Source organism: Burkholderia sp. 8Y (genome assembly GCF_902506145.1).
Taxonomy (GTDB): domain Bacteria; phylum Pseudomonadota; class Gammaproteobacteria; order Burkholderiales; family Burkholderiaceae; genus Caballeronia.
Genome location: NZ_LR733519.1, coordinates 164,930 through 181,872, shown reverse-complemented (window position 1 = coordinate 181,872; position 16,943 = coordinate 164,930). Strand labels below are relative to the sequence as shown.

The window sequence follows — 16,943 nt, the reverse complement described above, 5'->3', positions numbered from 1 at the left end:
CGGTCAAACGACTTTCTTGCGCGATGTCGGCAAATCCGCGAATGCGACCTCGCCGTGCGCGCGCGCCCCGAACAGCGAGCCATCCGAAACGCCCGTCGAACAGCCGTTGCCGAGCGAGAACCCGCAACTGCCCTTCTCGTCGAAGCTGTCCTCGGCCATTTCCTTGTGTGACGACGGCACCACGAAGCGGTCCTCGTAGTTGGCGATCGCCATGAGTTGATACATGGCTTCCACTTCCGACGCGGTAAGGCCCGCGTCGCGCAGGACGGTCTCGTCCACGACGCCGTGCACCGTCTGGGCGCGCTTGTATGCGCGCATGGCGAGCATGCGGGTGAGAGCCAAAACGATCGGCGCTTCGTCTCCCGCCGTCAGCAGGTTCGCCAGATAGCGCATTGGAATGCGCAAGCTCTGAACGTCCGGAATCACGCCGTTCATGCCCATGTGCCCGGCATCCGCCGCGGACTGGATGGGCGAAAGCGGCGGCACGTACCAGACCATCGGCAACGTGCGATATTCCGGGTGCAACGGAAACGCGATCTTCCACTCGCACGCCATGCGATAAACCGGCGAGCGCATTGCGGCATCCAGCCAGCTTTGCGCGATGCCCTGACGCAACGCTTCAGCCTGGACATACGGGTCGTGCGGGTCGAGAAACAGATCGAGTTGCGCCTGATACAGGTCCGTGGCCTGCTCGACCGATGCAGCCTCACCGATCCGATCCGCGTCGTACAACATGACGCCCAGATAGCGAATACGTCCGACGCACGTTTCTGAACACACAGTGGGCTGTCCCGCTTCGATTCGCGGGAAGCAGAAGACGCACTTCTCCGCCTTGCCGGATTTCCAGTTGAAGTACATCTTCTTGTACGGGCAGCCGGACACGCACATACGCCAGCCGCGACACTTGTCCTGATCGACGAGCACGATGCCGTCGTCCTCGCGCTTGTACACGGACCCCGAAGGACACGACGCCACGCATGCGGGGTTCAGGCAATGCTCGCAAAGACGCGGCAGGTACATCATGAAGGTGTTCTCGAAGCTCGAGTACATCTCCTTTTGCACATTCTCGAACAGCTTGTCGCGGCTGCGCGAGTCGAACTCACCGCCGAGGTCGTCTTCCCAGTTCGGTCCCCAATGGATCTTGTCCATTTTCTTGCCCGTAAGGGCCGAGACCGGGCGCGCGGTCGGCGGCGTTTCGGACAGTGGCGCCTTCTGCAAATGCGCGTAGTCGAAGGTGAAAGGTTCGTAGTAATCGTCGATCGCGGGCAAGTTCGGATTCGCGAACAGGTTGGCCAGCACCTTCAGCTTGCCGCCCTGCCGCGGCTCGATGCGCCCGTCGCTCCTTCGCACCCAGCCGCCGTTCCACTTCTCCTGGTTCTGCCATTCCTTCGGGTAGCCGACGCCCGGCTTCGTTTCGACGTTGTTGAACCACGCGTATTCGACGCCATCGCGCGATGTCCAGACGTTCTTGCACGTGACGGAACACGTGTGGCAACCGATGCATTTGTCCAGATTCAGGACCATCGCCACTTGAGCGCGGATCTTCATGATGCTGCTCCTTCCTTGGGCGGACCTTCGAGCCAGTCCACTTTCTTCATCTTGCGCAGGATCACGTATTCGTCGCGATTGCTGCCGACCGTTCCGTAATAATTGAAGCCATAAGCCTGCTGCGCATAGCCGCCGATCATATGGGTCGGCTTGAGCACGGTCCGCGTCACCGAGTTATGGATGCCGCCTCGCATCCCGCTCATTTCCGCGCCCGGAACGTTGATGATCTTTTCCTGCGCGTGATACATGAGGCACATGCCGCGCGGCACGCGCTGGCTCACCACGACACGCGCCGTCAACGTGCCGTTCGTGTTGAACACTTCCACCCAGTCGTTATCGACAAGGCCGGCTTCCCTTGCCTCCGCTTCCGACACCCACACGTGCGGGCCGCCGCGCGACAGCGTGAGCATGCGAAGGTTGTCGGAATACGTCGAATGGATGCCCCATTTCTGATGCGGCGTGATCCAGTTCAGGACGAGTTCATGTTCGCCGTTGGGCTTCGCTCCGAGCATCGGCGCAATGGTCTTCGTGTCGATGGCGGGCTTGTACGCGCACGAACCTTCGCCGAAGTCCAGCATCCAGCGGTGATCCTGATAGAACTGCTGCCGCCCCGTGAGCGTCCGCCATGGAATCAGCTCATGGACGTTGGTATAGCCCGCGTTGTAGCTGACTTCTTCCGACTCGATACCGGACCATGTCGGTGCGGAAATAATCCTGCGCGGCTGCGCCTGCACGTCGCGAAAGCGAATCTTGTCGTGCTCGCGCCCGGCTGCAAGGTGCGTGTGATCCCGGCCCGTGATCGTCGACAACGCATCCCATGCCTTCACGGCGACGTGGCCATTCGTCTCGGGGGCGAAGGTGAGAATCATCTCGGCGGCGTCGACGGCCGTGTCGAGGCGCGGACGGCCGTTCTTGTCGCCGGACAGCGTCGCAAGCTCGCGGACCTCGTGCGCCGTATTCCAGTTGATGCCCTTGCCCCCGTTACCGAGCTTTTCCAACAGCGGTCCGACCGACGTGAACTTGTCGTGGATGGCGCGGTAGTCGCGCTCGACGAGCGTCATGGCCGGCGCGGTCTTGCCCGGGATCAGATCGCATTCGCCTGCGCGCCAGTCCTTCGGCTCGAAGGGCTGTCCGAGTTCGCCCGGCGTGTCGTGCATGAGCGGCGTCGTCACGAGGTCGGTGCGCGTGCCGAGATGCTTGCCGCCGATCTCGGAAAACTTCTTCGCGATGGCCTTGTAAATCTCCCAGTCAGTCTTGCTCTCCCACAACGGCTGCACCGCCTCCGACAACGGATGGATGAACGGATGCATGTCCGACGTATTGAGGTCGTCCTTCTCGTAGAACGTCGCGCTCGGCAGCACGATATCGCCGTAAAGACACGTCGTGCTCATGCGGAAATCGAGCACCGTCAGCAAGTCGAGCTTGCCCTCGGCGGCCGGACGCAATTTCACGTCGGCTGGCTTGATCGCGGCCGATTCGTCGTCGAAGAGCGCGTTCTGCGTGCCGAGCAGATACTTCAGGAAATATTCGTGACCCTTGCCCGAGCTTCCGAGAATATTCGAACGCCACACGAACATGTTGCGCGGGAAGTTGGCGGGATTGTCAGGATCGTCGCACGCGAGCTTCAATGCTCCGGATTTCAGCTGCTCGACCGTATATTCGATCGGATCGCGTCCGGCGCGCTTCGCGGCCTCCACGACATCCAGCGGATTCGCGCCCAGTTGCGGCGCGGAAGGCAGCCACCCCATGCGCTCGGATTTGGCATTGAGGTCGATCATCGAAAGGCCCGCGTAGCGCGCTTTGTCCGCGCCCGGACCGAGAATCTCTTCGATGCCGACCTTCTCGTGCCGCCATTGGCTCGTATGGTTGTAGAAGAACGAGGTGCCGTTCATCTGACGCGGGGGACGCGACCAGTCGAGCGCGAACGCGAGCGGCGCCCAGCCGAACTGCGGACGCAGTTTCTCCTGCCCGACGTAGTGCGCCCAGCCGCCGCCGCTCTGACCGATACAGCCGCACATCAACAAGAGGTTGATGATGCCGCGATAGATCATGTCGTTGTGATACCAGTGGTTCAGCGCCGCGCCGACGATCACCATGCTCTTGCCGTGCGTGCGATCCGCGTTGTCCGCGAACTCGCGCGCCACCTGAATGACCAGATGCCGCGGCACCGTGGTGTGTTTCTCCTGCCACGCGGGCGTGTACGGTACGTCGTCGTCGAACGATGTGGCGACGTTCGCGCCACCGAGACCCTGATCGACGCCGTAGTTCGCCATCTGCAGGTCGTACACCGTCGCGATAAGGACGCTCGTGCCGTCCGCGAGCGTCATGCGTCTGACAGGCACGCGCCGCGCGAGCTGCGCGCCGTGCTCGCTGCCGAAGTATGGGAAGCTCACATCGACGACATCGTCGTGCGCGCCGACGAGCGACAGCCGCGGATCGATCTCACGGCCCGATCCGCCATCTTTTTGCTCCAGATTCCAGCGGCCCGCCTTCGCGCCGCCCTGATGGTTCTGTTCGCCCCAGCGGAAACCGATGGTGCCGTTGGGCGCGACGATATCGCCGGTCTTGTCGTCGATGACGAGCGTCTTCCATTGCGGATTGTTCGCCTCGTCGAGATTGCCTTGTAGTTGCGATGCGCGCAGGAACTGGTCGGGCACGATCGCACCTTCGCGCTCGCGAAGCAGCACCAGCATCGGCATGTCGGTGTACTGCTTCACGTAGTCGCGGAAGTACGCGGACTTGCCGCTTGCGTGGAACTCCTTGAGCACCACATGGCCCATCGCCATGGCGAGCGCCTCGTCGGTCCCCGGCTTCGGCGCGAGCCAGATGTCGCCGAACTTGACCATCTCTCCGAAGTCGGACGAGACCGCTACCGTCTTCGTGCCCTTGTAACGCACCTCGGTATAGAAGTGCGCGTCCGGCGTGCGCGTCTGCGGCACGTTCGAGCCCCAGACCATCAGGTAGGTGGAGTTGTACCAGTCGGCCGATTCAGGCACGTCGGTCTGCTCGCCCCAGACTTGGGGCGATGCGGGCGGCAGGTCGCAGTACCAGTCGTAGAACGAGAGACACGCGCCGCCGATCAGACTCAGATAGCGTGCGCCGGCGGCGTACGAGACCATCGACATCGCCGGAATCGGCGAGAAGCCGATCACGCGATCCGGACCGTACTTGCCGATGGTATGCGCGTTGGCGGCCGCGATGATCTCGGTGGCCGTATCCCAGTCCGCGCGCACGAAGCCGCCGAGGCCACGCACGCTCTTGTAACGCTTGGCCTTCGCCGGGTCTTCGCAGATCGACGCCCACGCCGCCACGGGATCGAGCGTCTTGCGAGCCTCACGCCACATTTCGATGAGCCGGCCGCGAATCAGCGGGTACTTCACGCGCTGCGCGGAGTAGACATACCAGCTATACGATGCACCGCGTGGACAGCCGCGCGGCTCGTGGTTCGGCAGATCAGGCCGCGTGCGCGGGTAGTCCGTCTGCTGGGTTTCCCACGTGATCAACCCGTTCTTGACATAGACCTTCCACGAGCACGAGCCCGTGCAGTTCACGCCATGCGTCGAGCGCACGATCTTGTCGTGCTGCCAGCGGCTGCGATATCCGTCTTCCCACTTGCGATCCTCTTCCACGACCGCGCCGTGTCCATTTGCAAACGTGGACTTGACGCGGGACATAAACTTCAACCGGTCCAAGAAGTGACTCATCCGATTCTCCGACTCTCCGGCCATGCGTACGCCAGTAAAGGCACGCGCGGCGGCTTATGTTGGTCTGTTGCTGTCGAGTTTAGGGGTGTTAAGCGTGCGCGCCCATCCTCCGAAAGATGGGCTAGCCGCACTTCCGAAGGCGTAGTCTTTTTCGGCGCGCTTAAGCCTTTAGTGCTAGTCCACGCGATCAGCAAGGCATCGGCGCGTTGCGTCGCGCGTAGCACCACCACGTCACGGCGGCGCACACCGCATAGAAGGCGATGAAGCAGCACAGCGCCATGGCCGGGGAGCCTGTCGCGCCGATCGACGTGCCGAAGCTACGTGGGATGAAGAAGCCGCCATAAGCGCCGATCGCGCCCGCGAAACCGAGCACTGCCGCGGATTCCTTGCTCGCATCGTGGACGGCCTGTTTCTTCGCGACGTCGGACCGCCCGGCGGCTTCACGCTGCTTCTGGGTGAGGAAGATGACCGGGATCATGCGGAACGTCGAGCCGTTGCCGATGCCAGTCAGCGCGAACAGCACGATAAACATGGCGAGGAAGCCGCCGAAGCTGCCCGGCGCGCCGTCGTGCGGCAGCGAAATAATCACGCCGATGACGACCGCAATCATCGCGATAAACGTCCATAACGTGACGCGCGCACCGCCGATGCGATCAGAGATCCAGCCGCCGACGGGCCGTGTCAGGGCGCCCGCGAGCGGACCGAAGAACGCATAGGCAGTCGGATTCACCGAAGGAAACTCCGCTTTCGTCAGCAAGGCCAGCCCTGCCGAGAAGCCGATGAACGACCCGAAGGTGCCGATATAGAGCAGGCACATCAGCCAGTTGTGCTTGCGCTTGAAGATGACCGCCTGTTCGGCGAACGATGCCTTCGCGTCCGCAATATCGTTCATCCCGAACCATGCCGCGAGCGCGGACACCACGATGAACGGCACCCAGACGAAGCCCGCGTTTTGCAGCCAGATGCCGCGCTCGACGCCGTGCGCGACATACGACTGCCCCGCGCCGCCGAGCGCCCCGAACACCGACACCGCGATGACGACCGGCGTGACGAACTGCACCACCGAGACGCCCAGATTGCCGATCCCCGCGTTCAATCCCGTCGCGAAGCCCTTCTTGGCTTTGGGATAGAAGAAGCTGATATTGGCCATCGACGAGCTGAAATTCGCGCCGCCGAAACCGCAGAGCAGCGCGAGCACGAGCAGCGTCGGATACGTCGTGGAAGGATCGCGCAGCGCGAACCCCATGCCGAGCGCGGGAATCAAGAGGCTCGCGGTGGAGAACGCCGTGAAGCGCCGTCCGCCGAAAATCGGCACGAGGAACGAATAGAAAATGCGCAGCGTGGCGCCGGATACGGCCGGCAACGCGGTGAGCCAGAACAACTGATCCTTCGAGAAATGGAAGCCGGCTTTATCCAGATTGACGACGACCACGCTCCACAAGGACCAGACGGCGAAGGCCAGCATAAGTGCCGGAATGGATATGCACAAATTGCGACGCGCGATGGATTCGCCCGTCTCGCGCCAGAAGCCCGTGTTTTCAGGCTCCCATTGAGTGAGAAGATAACGTGACATGAGATGCGCCTTTGATTGAACGCGCGGCTCATGAATGCCCGCGCGCTTGATGCGTCAGGTAGCGAGCGCGGGCCGCTGCGGTTCGAACGTGAAATGCATGCAGACGAGGCTGACGGCGGTGGCCCCGAACATCAGCATGAAACAGGTGGTGCGTACGCCCGTGAGATCGACCAGCATGCCGAACAGAATAGGCAGAAGGAATCCCGCCAAGCCGCCCGCGAGCCCGACAACGCCGGAGACGGCGCCGATGTTCGCTGAGAAGTCCTCCGAGATGAACTTGAAGACCGACGCCTTGCCGATGGCCATGGCAACGCCCACCACGAAGATCAGCACCGTGTAGGCGACCGGCCCCGTGGCGATATGGAAGGCAACCGGGCCGTTCGCGGCGTGAACGGTGAAATCGGTCTCGGGATAGCTCAGCAGGAAGAAGCACGCGAGCGCGACCCACATGACGATCCATGTCGTTCGGTATGCGCCGAAGCGGTCCGACATCCAGCCGCCGAGCGCGCGCAAAACACCGCCCGGCAGCGAAAAGCAGGCGGCGAGAAACGCGGCATGTCCGATCGGCAGGCCGTATTGCGTCACGTAGTACTGCGGCATCCAGAGCGAGAGACCGACGTAGCCGCCGAACACGACCGAGTAGTACTGCGCATAACGCATCACACGCCGGTCCTTGAGCACGCCCAACTGCGCGACGAAGCCCTGCGCGTTCGCGCTCCGATGCGCCGGGTTCGTGGCCGAGAGCAGACAGAAGACGAGCGCCGTGACGAGCATCGCCACCGAATAGACCTTCGGCACGATGGTCCACGTGCCCGCCGCGAGCATCAGCACGGGCGCAACGAACTTGTTGACCGCGGCGCCGGAGTTGCCCGCGCCGAAGATGCCCATCGCGAGCCCTTGACGCGACTTCGGGAACCAGCGGGCGACGTACGGCGTGCCGACGGAAAACGCCGCGCCCGCGACGCCGACGAAAAGCCCGAGCAGCAGGAACTGCCAGAACGCCGTGGCATACGCGATCAGCCAGATCGGCACGATGGTGGCGATCATCGTCCAGAAGAAGACCGGGCGGCCGCCGTAGCGGTCCGTCCAGATGCCGAGCGGCACCCGCGCGAGCGACCCCGTCAGCACGGGCGTCGCGGCGATCAGCCCGAACTCGGTGTCCGTGAGATGCAGTTGCTGCTTGAGCGGAATGCCGAGGATGGCGAAGATCATCCAGACGGCGAAGCACACCGTGAAGGCAAAAGTGCTCGCGCCGAGCACGCGCCACGCGGTGGCATCGTTCGCGGCGCAAGATGCGGCAGGTGAGTTGACGACGGTCATCGTCCATTCCTCGTGATGAAAGACTTCATCCCGAGATTACGCAGCGCGGCGGCGAACGGCTATCCGCCGGGCGGAGGAGCGCGACGGAAGGTCGCTACTCAAAAAGGAGTAGACGCGAAGCGCGGACGCGAATCAGCCGTTACGCTGCAAGCCCTTCGGCACGCTGTAGCGTCCGTTGCGGTAAGCGAGTGTGAAATTCTTTTGCTTCGGCGCGCCGTCTTTGTTGACGCACACGCCCTTTGCCATGCGCGAGACGCTGTGCACCGTCTTCTCGGCAATCTGGAGCGACGCATAGCCTTCGGCGCCGGGCGCACCCATCGAGAGCGTGCGCGTGGTCGAGTCGTACCAGCCGTCGCAACGCGTGTCCCATTCGCCGCTCGCCCGCGCGACCGTCAATGGGTCGAGCACGGGGCGCAGCGTCTGGCCGTCGAATGCATAGAGGCTCAGCGACGTCTCGCCGTATGGCTTCGGCCCCGACGATCCGTCGACGCTCACACGCACGCCGAACGCGCGCTGCGTCGGCGTCAGTCGATAGCGTGCGGTGTCGAGTGCGATATCCGTCGATCCGCCCGCCTCGCGCCTGATCGCACCCGGCTGGTACACATGCGCGACGATCGCTCCGGTCGCGCTGTCGGCGACGAGGACGTCCAGGTCGTTCGCGCCGCCGTTCGATTGCGCGTCGTCGCCGGGAAGGGCAAGCGCGGCAAGCGTCAAGTCCGGATCGGCGGGCCACGCCTCACAGACGCTCAGCTCGGTATCGAGCGCCTTATCGGGATGCAGCGTGTTCGCCCACGTCTGCATCATGTCTTCGCAACCGGCGTGCGCGAGCATCGGCGCCAGCAGGCTGGCAGCCAAGGTGATGAGTTTCTTCTTCATGTGGTGTGGTATCGGGCCATCTCGTCGTCCCGAATGACGGCCAAAGCGCGGCAGCCATTCGGGCCACGCATTCTGACGGCTGAACGTCCCGCTGATACCTCGCGCAACACCATTTGACAAGAAAAGTCCTTCGCGATGCAAAATTTTGACGCATTCGACATCGACTGCTTGTAACGCTCGCAAGCATCGCGGGATGCGGGCAGAATAGCCGGTTCCGCTCTCGCGCGGTCATGCTCGAAAACGTTTCGAGCTCTCCTTCATTCGAAAGGCGTAGCCCGCGCGACACAGCGTCGCAATGCTGAGTTTTACGACCAAATTCCATAGATTCGCAACATCGCGATAAATCTCGCGTGGCATGATCGCGTCGCGGCGCAACGCCGTGAAACGGCGTTCTTCCCAGGACGCTTCGATCCAAAAAACCAGCGAATGCAATGAATGAAAATACTCACCGTTTAGCAGCGCCATTGTTATCGGGTTTGTTGGCCAGTGTCTGTTTATCGGGATGCAATCTCGAGGTGCTCGATTCAAAAGGCGTCATCGGCGCCGCGGAAAGCTCGCTTATCGCCACCGCGACTTATACGATGCTCCTCGTCGTCGTTCCGGTGATTCTGCTCACCCTGATCTTCGCCTGGCGCTATCGCGCGTCCAACCATAAGGCCACCTACGCGCCGAAATGGACGCATTCCACGGCCATCGAGGTCGTCGTGTGGGCGATTCCCGCAGTCATCATCCTGTATCTCGGCGTGCTGACGTGGAAGACCACCCACGAACTCGATCCCTACAAGCCGCTTCCGTCGCAGGTCAAGCCAATCAACGTCGAAGTCGTCGCGCTCGACTGGAAATGGCTCTTCGTCTATCCGGACCTGGGCATCGCGTCCGTCAATCAGGTGGCGTTCCCGGTCGGCACGCCGGTCAGCTTCCGCATTACGTCGGACTCCGTGATGAACTCGTTCTTCATCCCGCAGCTCGGCGGCCAGATCTACGCGATGGCGGGCATGCAGACGCGTCTGAACCTGCAAGCCGACTCCGCGGGCGACTACGCGGGCATCTCGGCGAACTACAGCGGCGCGGGCTTTTCCGACATGAAATTCCGCGCCCTCGCCCTGTCGCAGGCGGACTTCGATTCGTGGGTCAAGAAGGTCAAGACCGCGCCGGAGGCACTCGACATGAACGTCTACGCGGGCGTCGCGCGTCCGAGTGAAAAGGTCGCGGTCCGCTATTTCTCGACCGTCGATCCCAAGCTCTTCAACAACATCGTCGGCAAGTACAACAACGGGAATGTCACCGTTGGCACGAATTGCGTAACCAAGGGGTAAGCCATGTTTGGCAAATTAACGCTTGAGGCGATCCCGTACCACGAGCCGATCATCATGGGGGCGACCGTCCTCATGGCGGTCCTGGCGCTCGGGACGGCCGCCGCTCTCACCAAGTTCGGAAAATGGGGCTGGCTCTGGCGCGAGTACCTGACGTCGACTGACCACAAGCGCATCGGCATCATGTATCTGGTCGTCGCCGGACTGATGCTCGTGCGCGGCTTCGTCGACGCCGTCATGATGCGCGCGCAGCAGGCCGTCGCGCTCGACTCGCCGGGCTTCCTGCCGCCGCATCACTACGACCAGATCTTCTCGGCGCACGGCACCGTCATGATCTTCTTCATGGCGATGGCCCTGCTCGTGGCGTTCTTCAATCTCGTCGTGCCGCTGCAGATCGGCGCGCGCGACGTCGCGTTCCCGTTCATCAACTCGCTGTCGTTCTGGATGACGGCGATGGCCGCGGTGCTGATCAATCTGTCGCTCTTCATCGGCGAGTTCTCGGCGACCGGCTGGCTCGCGTATCCGCCGCTGTCGGAAACGCAGTTCAGCCCGGGCGTGGGCGTGGATTACTACATCTGGGCGCTGCAGTTGTCCGGTGTCGGCACGCTGCTCACCGGCGTGAACTTCTTCGTGACGATCGTGAAGATGCGCGCGCCCGGCATGACGTGGATGAAGCTGCCGGTGTTCACGTGGACGGCGTTCTGCTCGAACGTGCTCATCATGGCGACGTTCCCGATCCTGACCGTCGCGCTCGCGCTGCTCGGCCTCGACCGCTATCTCGGCATGCACTTCTTCACGAACGATGGCGGCGGCAACCCGATGGTGTATCTGAACCTGATCTGGGCCTGGGGCCACCCCGAGGTCTACATTCTGGTTCTGCCGGCGTTCGGCATCTACTCCGAAGTCGTGTCAACGTTCTCGAAGAAGCCGCTTTTCGGCTACAAGACGATGGTCTGGGCGACGTGCTGCATCATGGTGCTGTCGTTCCTCGTGTGGCTGCACCACTTCTTCACCATGGGCTCGGGTGCCAACGTCAATGCCTTCTTCGGCATCATGACCATGATCATCTCGATCCCGACGGGCGTGAAGATCTTCAACTGGCTGTTCACGATGTACCGCGGCCGCGTGCAGTTCACGACGCCGGTTCTGTGGACCATCGGCTTCATCATCACCTTTACGCTTGGCGGCATGACGGGCGTGATGCTCGCGATTCCGGGCGCGGACTTCGTGCTTCACAACAGCCTGTTCCTGATCGCGCACTTTCACAACGCCATCATCGGCGGCGTGGTGTTCGGCTATTTCGCGGGCGTGCAGTACTGGTGGCCGAAGGTCTTCGGCTTCAAGCTGGACGAGAAGCTCGGCCGCAACGCGTTCATCTGCTGGTTGGTGGGCTTCTTTGTCGCGTTCGTGCCGATCTACATTCTCGGCTTCATGGGCATGACGCGCCGCCTGAATCACTACGACAACCCCGCATGGCAACCGTATCTGATCGTCGCGGCGTGCGGCGTGGGGATCATCGCGCTGGGCGTGGCGTTCCAGGTCGCGCAGATCGTGGTGAGCGTGATTCGCCGCAATCAGCCCGCTTATCGCGATGTCACCGGCGACCCGTGGGGCGGCCGCACGCTCGAATGGTCGATCAGCTCGCCGCCGCCGGTCTACAACTTCGCGCATGTGCCGGCCGTCCGTGAACTCGACGACTTCGCTCACGCGAAGGAAACGAACCGCGTCGAAACCCGTCCGTTCCGCGACATCCACATGCCGTCGAACACGAGCGCCGGCTTCCTGGTTGGTGTGTTCGCGCTGGCATTCGGCTTCGCGGCGATCTGGCATATCTGGTGGCTGGCTATCGTCGGTCTGATCGGCGTCGCAGCGGTCGTGATCGGCTACAGCTTCGGCGAGAACGCCGGCTATATCATCCCCGCCGCCACGGTGAAGGCGACCGAAGAGCGGAACCGTCCGCCGAAGTCGCCCGTCAAGACCGGCGCGGGGCGCGAACTGGAACTGGAGGTGCTGTAAATGTCGCAATCGACGCTTTCCGCGCATGACGCGCACGAGCACGAACACCAGCCGTCTCACTCGGTGTTCGGCTTCTGGTCCTACCTGATGACCGACTGCGTGCTGTTCGCGTCCCTCTTCGCGACCTTCGCGATGATGGCGAACCAGTTTGCGGGCGGGCCCACGGCCAAGGATCTCTTCAATCTGCGCGATGTCGCGATCGAAACCGCCCTGCTGCTCACGAGCAGCCTGACGTTCGGCTTCGCGATGATCTCGGCGCATCGCAAGCAGACGGGCGCAGTGCTGGCGTGGCTGTTCGTCACGTTCGCGCTGGGCGCGGGCTTTCTGTGGCTCGAACTGCACGAGTTCGCGCATCTAATCGCTGAAGGCGCGGGCCCGCAGCGCAGCGCGTTCTGGTCGTCGTTCTTCACGCTGGTCGGCACGCACGGTCTGCACGTCACGCTCGGCCTCGTGTGGCTCGTCGTGCTGGCCGTGCAAATCATGCAGAAGCCCGAGTTGAACGAGCGCCAGATCCGCCGGCTGGCTTGTCTCAGCCTCTTCTGGCACTTCCTCGACATCGTCTGGATTTGCGTGTTCTCCTTCGTCTACCTTGCGAGCGTCGTCTAATGGCTCATACGCATACAACGCATAGCGATATTCCGCACGTCACCGTGGGCGGATATCTCGCCGGCTTCGTGCTGGCCGTCGTCCTCACGGTGGCTTCGTTCTGGCTCGTGACCGCAGGCAAGGTGTCGGGCGAACAAGGGCTCGTGTGGCTGGCGGTACTCGCCGCCGTGCAGATGGTCGTCCATGTGGTGTTCTTCCTGCACGTGAACACGTCGAAGGGACAACGCTGGCACGCCCTGTCGTTCGCCTACACGATCCTGATGTCGCTCGTGATCGTCGTCGGTACGGTGTGGGTCATGCACAACGTCCACATGCTGATGATGGCGCGATAACGCGCAGCGCACCGGCGAAGTAAGGCGGGTCCGGATTCGGGCCCGCTTTTTTTTCGTTCGCGCATTTCGGAAGCCGCTGACAAATCTTGACAATTGCTTAAAGCGGCGCGACCATTTGTCCATAATTTGATTGCACGATCCACATTATGGACATAGGAGACGCGATGCCCGCACCCAAACCGTCGGCGGACGCCATGACGCCGTACCAATATCCCAATCCAAAGGAAGCGCAAAAGGAGATCGTGATCGGCCACGCGATTCCGACCGACGAGCGCGAATGGGTTCCGCAGGCTGAGAACGTCTGGTTTCGCCCGCTCTGCCTGAACGTGTCCACCGGCTACTGGATGAACCTGCTGCGCGTGCGCAAATCCGGCGTGCTGTCGCGGCATCGTCATCCGCAGGCCGTGCACGGCATGGTGCTGAAGGGCCGCTGGCGATATCTGGAGCACGACTGGGTCGCAACCGAAGGCAGCTATGTCTTCGAGCCGCCCGGCGAAACGCACACGCTGTACGTGCCGGAAGACGTCGAAGAGATGATCACGTACTTCCAGGTGAACGGCGTCATGTTCTATTGCGATCCGTACGGCAACTACACCGGCTACGAAGACGTATTCACCAAGGTCGACATGTGCCGGAAGCACTACGAATCGGTCGGGCTGGGCGCGGATTTCCTCGATCAGTTCATTCGCTAGTTCGTCCGCGAAAACAGCCAAATCAACATGCAACCGAAGCCTCGCAGAAGCGCATTCGGGGAGACACCATGCAGAGTAAATCGCCGCGCATCAAGCGCATTCAGTGGATCGCGCTCACGTTCCTGACGCTCGCCGGGATCGTGAATTATCTGGACCGCAGCACGCTGTCCATCGCCAATCATTCCGTCACGCAGGAACTCGGGCTCTCCGCATCGCAGATGGGTCTGCTGCTCTCCGCGTTCTCGTTCGCGTATGCGTTCTCGCAATTGCCCATCGGCGTGATGCTCGACCGCTTCGGCGCGCGCATCATGCTCGGTCTCGGCATGTTCGTCTGGTCGGTTGCGCAGTTGTTCGGCGGCCTCGTCACGAACCTGCATCAGTTTCTGGGTGCGCGGATCGCGCTCGGCATCGGCGAGGCGCCGCAGTTTCCGGCCGGCGCGAAGGTCGTGTCGGAATGGTTCGCGCAACACGAGCGCGGCAAGCCGACCGGCATCTTCGTCACGTCGTCGACCATCGGCCCTGCGCTCGCGCCGCCGATTCTCACCGTGTTGCTGCTCAACTTCGGCTGGCGCAACATGTTCGTCATCATGGGCGTGCTCGGCATTGCGGTAGCGATCGGCTGGTACATCGTGTATCGCAACCGGAAGGATGTCGCGCTGGAGCCGCAGGAAATCGCGCATCTGACCGAAGGCGAACCCGCGCAGCGCAGGGAACGCAGCATGAGCTTCGCGGAATGGCGCGGGCTGTTCGGCAAGGCGACCACGTGGGGCATGATCTTCGGCTTCATGGGCGTGATCTACATGGTGTGGCTGTATCTCACGTGGCTGCCCGCGTATCTCGAACATGAGCGGCATCTGACTATCGCGAAGACGGGCTGGATCGTGTCCATTCCGTATCTCGCGGGCACGCTCGGCATGCTCTCGTCGGGCTTCATCGCCGATGGACTCATGGCGCGCGGCGTCGCCCCGATCCGCAGCCGCAAATGGCCGATCTGCACCGGTCTGATCGGCGCGGCGCTGTTCACGGTGCCCGCCGCGTTCACGCCGAACCTCGCGCTCGCGATCACGTACCTCTCGGCGGCGATGTTCTTCGTCAACATGGCGAGCGGCGCGGCGTGGGCGCTCGTCTCGGTGGCGGCACCCCGTCACATGGTGGCGTCGCTGGGCAGCATTCAGAACTTCGGCGGCTATTTCGGCGGATCGTTCGCGCCGTTCATCACGGGGCTCGTTGTCGACAAGACGCATTCGTTCGTCAACGCGTTCCTCATCAGCGCGGGCGTCGCGTTCGCAGCCGCGCTCGTCTATATGTTTGTCGTGCGGGTGCCGATTCAGGATGCCGAGCAGCCGGCGTCCGCTGTTCCTGTCGTGTGAGCGTGAGGATGAGCGATATGACTTTTCAGACTGATCTCTTCAAAGGCAAGACCGTCGTCGTCACGGGCGGCACGCAGGGCATCGGCGCGGGCGTCGCACAGCAGTTCGCGGCGCTCGGCGCGCGCGTGATCGCGGCGGGCCTCGCGCCGACGGATGCGCAGCGCGACGCGCTCGGCGGCGGCATCGAAGTCGCCGCGCTCGATGTCGCGGATGCCGCCAGCACCGCCGATCTCATGAATCGCCTCGATGCGCTCGACGTGCTCGTGAACTGCGCGGGCATGATCAAGCGCGGCGACGAGCACGACATCGAGACCTTCGAGCGCGTGATCGCCGTGAATCTCAGCGGCACGATGCGCCTGTGCGCCGCCGCGCGCGGATTGCTCGCGAAAAGCGGCGGCAGCATCGTGAACACGGCGTCGATGCTGACGTTCTTCGGCGGCGGCCTCGTGCCCGCGTACAGCGCGAGCAAGGGCGGCGTCGCGCAGTTGACGAAGTCGCTCGCCATCGCGTACGCGGCCGACGGCATTCGCGTGAACGCGGTCGCGCCCGGCTGGATCGCGACGCCGCTCACGCAGGCGCTTCAGGACGACGGCGGCCGCTCGCAGGTCATTCTCGAGCGCACGCCGATGAAACGCTGGGGCGTGCCGGAGGACGTGGCGCGCGTCGTCGCGTTCCTGGCGTCGCCGGCGGCGGCGTTCATGACGGGCGCCATCGTGCCGGTCGACGGCGGCTATCTCGTGGCGTGAACGCGAGCGCCGATATAATCGCCGCGCCGCCGCTCCCGAGTCCGATCATGTCCGCCGATTCCGCCTCTCTCGACGCCGCCCGCGCGACCGGCACTGCCGCGTTCTCGAAGTTCATGGCGGTGCTTCAACTCATCGCCGATGCCGCCGAGCCGCCGACCATCGCGCGACTGACGACGCAAAGCGGCTATCCGCGCCCAACCGTGTACCGCATCGTCGGCGCGTTGATGGCCGAAGGGCTGGTCGTCGAAAGTACGCGCGGCGGCTGCTACGCGCTCGGCCCGCGCCTGATGTCGCTCGCGAGCCGAAGCTGGGAGCGGTCGGACTTGCGCATCGCCGCCGCCGACGCGTTGCAGACGCTGCGCGACGCCACGCAGGAAACCGTGCATCTCGCGGTGAGAAGCGGCGCCGAAATGGTGTATGTCGAGAAGCTCGAAAGCCCGCACGCGGTGCGCATGGCGTCGCGCATCGGCACGCGCGTCACGCTGTATTCGAGCTCGGTCGGCAAGGCGTATCTCTCGACGCTCGCGCACGCCGAACGCGATGCGCTCCTGCAAGGCATCCCGTTCCAGCCATTCACGCCGAATACCATCGTCGAGCGCAGCGCGCTCGATGCCGAACTGGACGCGTGCCAGACGCGCGGCTATGCCGAAGACCGCGAGGAGAACGAAGCGCAGATTTTCTGCTACGGCAGCGCGATCGTCGGCGCGGACGGCGCGCCGATCGGCTGCGTCAGCGTGAGCATTCCGCTCTTCAGAAAAAGCGCCACGCCGATGGAAACCTACGTCGCGCCGCTCCAGGCTGCGTGCCGCGCGATCGCCGAGCGGATGAGTCCCGGCACGCGCTGAGC

General features: G+C 63.1%; 14 protein-coding genes. 8 read left to right on the top strand and 6 right to left on the bottom strand.

Going from position 1 to position 16,943, the window contains the following annotated elements; translation table 11 throughout:
• Positions 1-3: 3 nt before the first annotated feature.
• The 6 genes from narH to GV035_RS29000 all read right to left on the bottom strand — a co-directional run bounded on the left by narH (position 4) and on the right by GV035_RS29000 (position 9,486).
• On the bottom strand, positions 4-1,548 hold the full coding sequence (gene narH / locus GV035_RS00770) for a nitrate reductase subunit beta (protein ID WP_159832646.1): 1,545 nt from the start codon (positions 1,546-1,548) through the stop codon (positions 4-6).
• On the bottom strand, positions 1,545-5,252 hold the full coding sequence (locus tag GV035_RS00765; RefSeq protein ID WP_159832645.1) for a nitrate reductase subunit alpha: 3,708 nt from the start codon (positions 5,250-5,252) through the stop codon (positions 1,545-1,547). The genes narH and GV035_RS00765 overlap by 4 nt, the downstream gene beginning before the upstream one ends.
• 187 nt (positions 5,253-5,439) lie before the next feature.
• The gene (locus GV035_RS00760; RefSeq protein WP_159832644.1) at positions 5,440-6,825 is read right to left on the bottom strand and encodes a NarK family nitrate/nitrite MFS transporter; all 1,386 of its coding nucleotides are present in this window, start codon (positions 6,823-6,825) and stop codon (positions 5,440-5,442) included.
• Positions 6,826-6,879: 54 nt separating this feature from the next.
• Positions 6,880-8,145, bottom strand: a complete 1,266-nt coding sequence (locus tag GV035_RS00755; protein ID WP_201303879.1) for an MFS transporter — start codon at positions 8,143-8,145, stop codon at positions 6,880-6,882.
• A gap of 132 nt (positions 8,146-8,277) precedes the next feature.
• Complete coding sequence (locus tag GV035_RS00750; protein WP_159832643.1) at positions 8,278-9,021, bottom strand: hypothetical protein; 744 nt, start codon at positions 9,019-9,021, stop codon at positions 8,278-8,280.
• A gap of 228 nt (positions 9,022-9,249) precedes the next feature.
• On the bottom strand, positions 9,250-9,486 hold the full coding sequence (locus GV035_RS29000; protein WP_201303960.1) for a hypothetical protein: 237 nt from the start codon (positions 9,484-9,486) through the stop codon (positions 9,250-9,252).
• On the opposite strand from GV035_RS29000, the gene cyoA reads away from it, so the two are divergent.
• From cyoA to GV035_RS00710, 8 genes are all read left to right on the top strand, one after another.
• Entirely contained in the window at positions 9,453-10,337 is an 885-nt protein-coding gene (cyoA, locus tag GV035_RS00745; protein WP_159832642.1) for a ubiquinol oxidase subunit II, read from the top strand. The two genes, GV035_RS29000 and cyoA, sit on opposite strands and share 34 nt — an antisense overlap.
• A 3-nt stretch (positions 10,338-10,340) precedes the next feature.
• A complete protein-coding gene (cyoB, locus tag GV035_RS00740) occupies positions 10,341-12,350 on the top strand; it encodes a cytochrome o ubiquinol oxidase subunit I (RefSeq protein WP_159832641.1) in 2,010 nt (669 codons plus the stop codon).
• Positions 12,351-12,956 carry a cytochrome o ubiquinol oxidase subunit III gene (cyoC, locus tag GV035_RS00735; RefSeq protein WP_159832640.1) on the top strand — a complete coding sequence of 202 codons (606 nt, stop codon included), beginning with the start codon at positions 12,351-12,353 and terminating at the stop codon, positions 12,954-12,956.
• On the top strand, positions 12,956-13,288 hold the full coding sequence (cyoD, locus tag GV035_RS00730; protein WP_159832639.1) for a cytochrome o ubiquinol oxidase subunit IV: 333 nt from the start codon (positions 12,956-12,958) through the stop codon (positions 13,286-13,288). Before cyoC ends, cyoD begins: the two co-directional genes overlap by 1 nt.
• Before the next feature lie 164 nt (positions 13,289-13,452).
• On the top strand, positions 13,453-13,980 hold the full coding sequence (locus GV035_RS00725) for a 2,4'-dihydroxyacetophenone dioxygenase family protein (RefSeq protein ID WP_159832638.1): 528 nt from the start codon (positions 13,453-13,455) through the stop codon (positions 13,978-13,980).
• A gap of 68 nt (positions 13,981-14,048) precedes the next feature.
• Positions 14,049-15,350, top strand: coding sequence for an MFS transporter (locus GV035_RS00720; protein ID WP_159832637.1), 1,302 nt, complete (start codon positions 14,049-14,051; stop codon positions 15,348-15,350).
• 17 nt (positions 15,351-15,367) lie between these two features.
• Positions 15,368-16,096 (top strand): SDR family NAD(P)-dependent oxidoreductase, encoded by a 729-nt coding sequence (locus GV035_RS00715; protein ID WP_159832636.1) that lies wholly within the window; start codon positions 15,368-15,370, stop codon positions 16,094-16,096.
• A 47-nt stretch (positions 16,097-16,143) separates the two neighbouring features.
• Positions 16,144-16,941 (top strand): IclR family transcriptional regulator, encoded by a 798-nt coding sequence (locus GV035_RS00710; RefSeq protein WP_159832635.1) that lies wholly within the window; start codon positions 16,144-16,146, stop codon positions 16,939-16,941.
• The last annotated feature ends 2 nt before the right edge of the window (positions 16,942-16,943 follow it).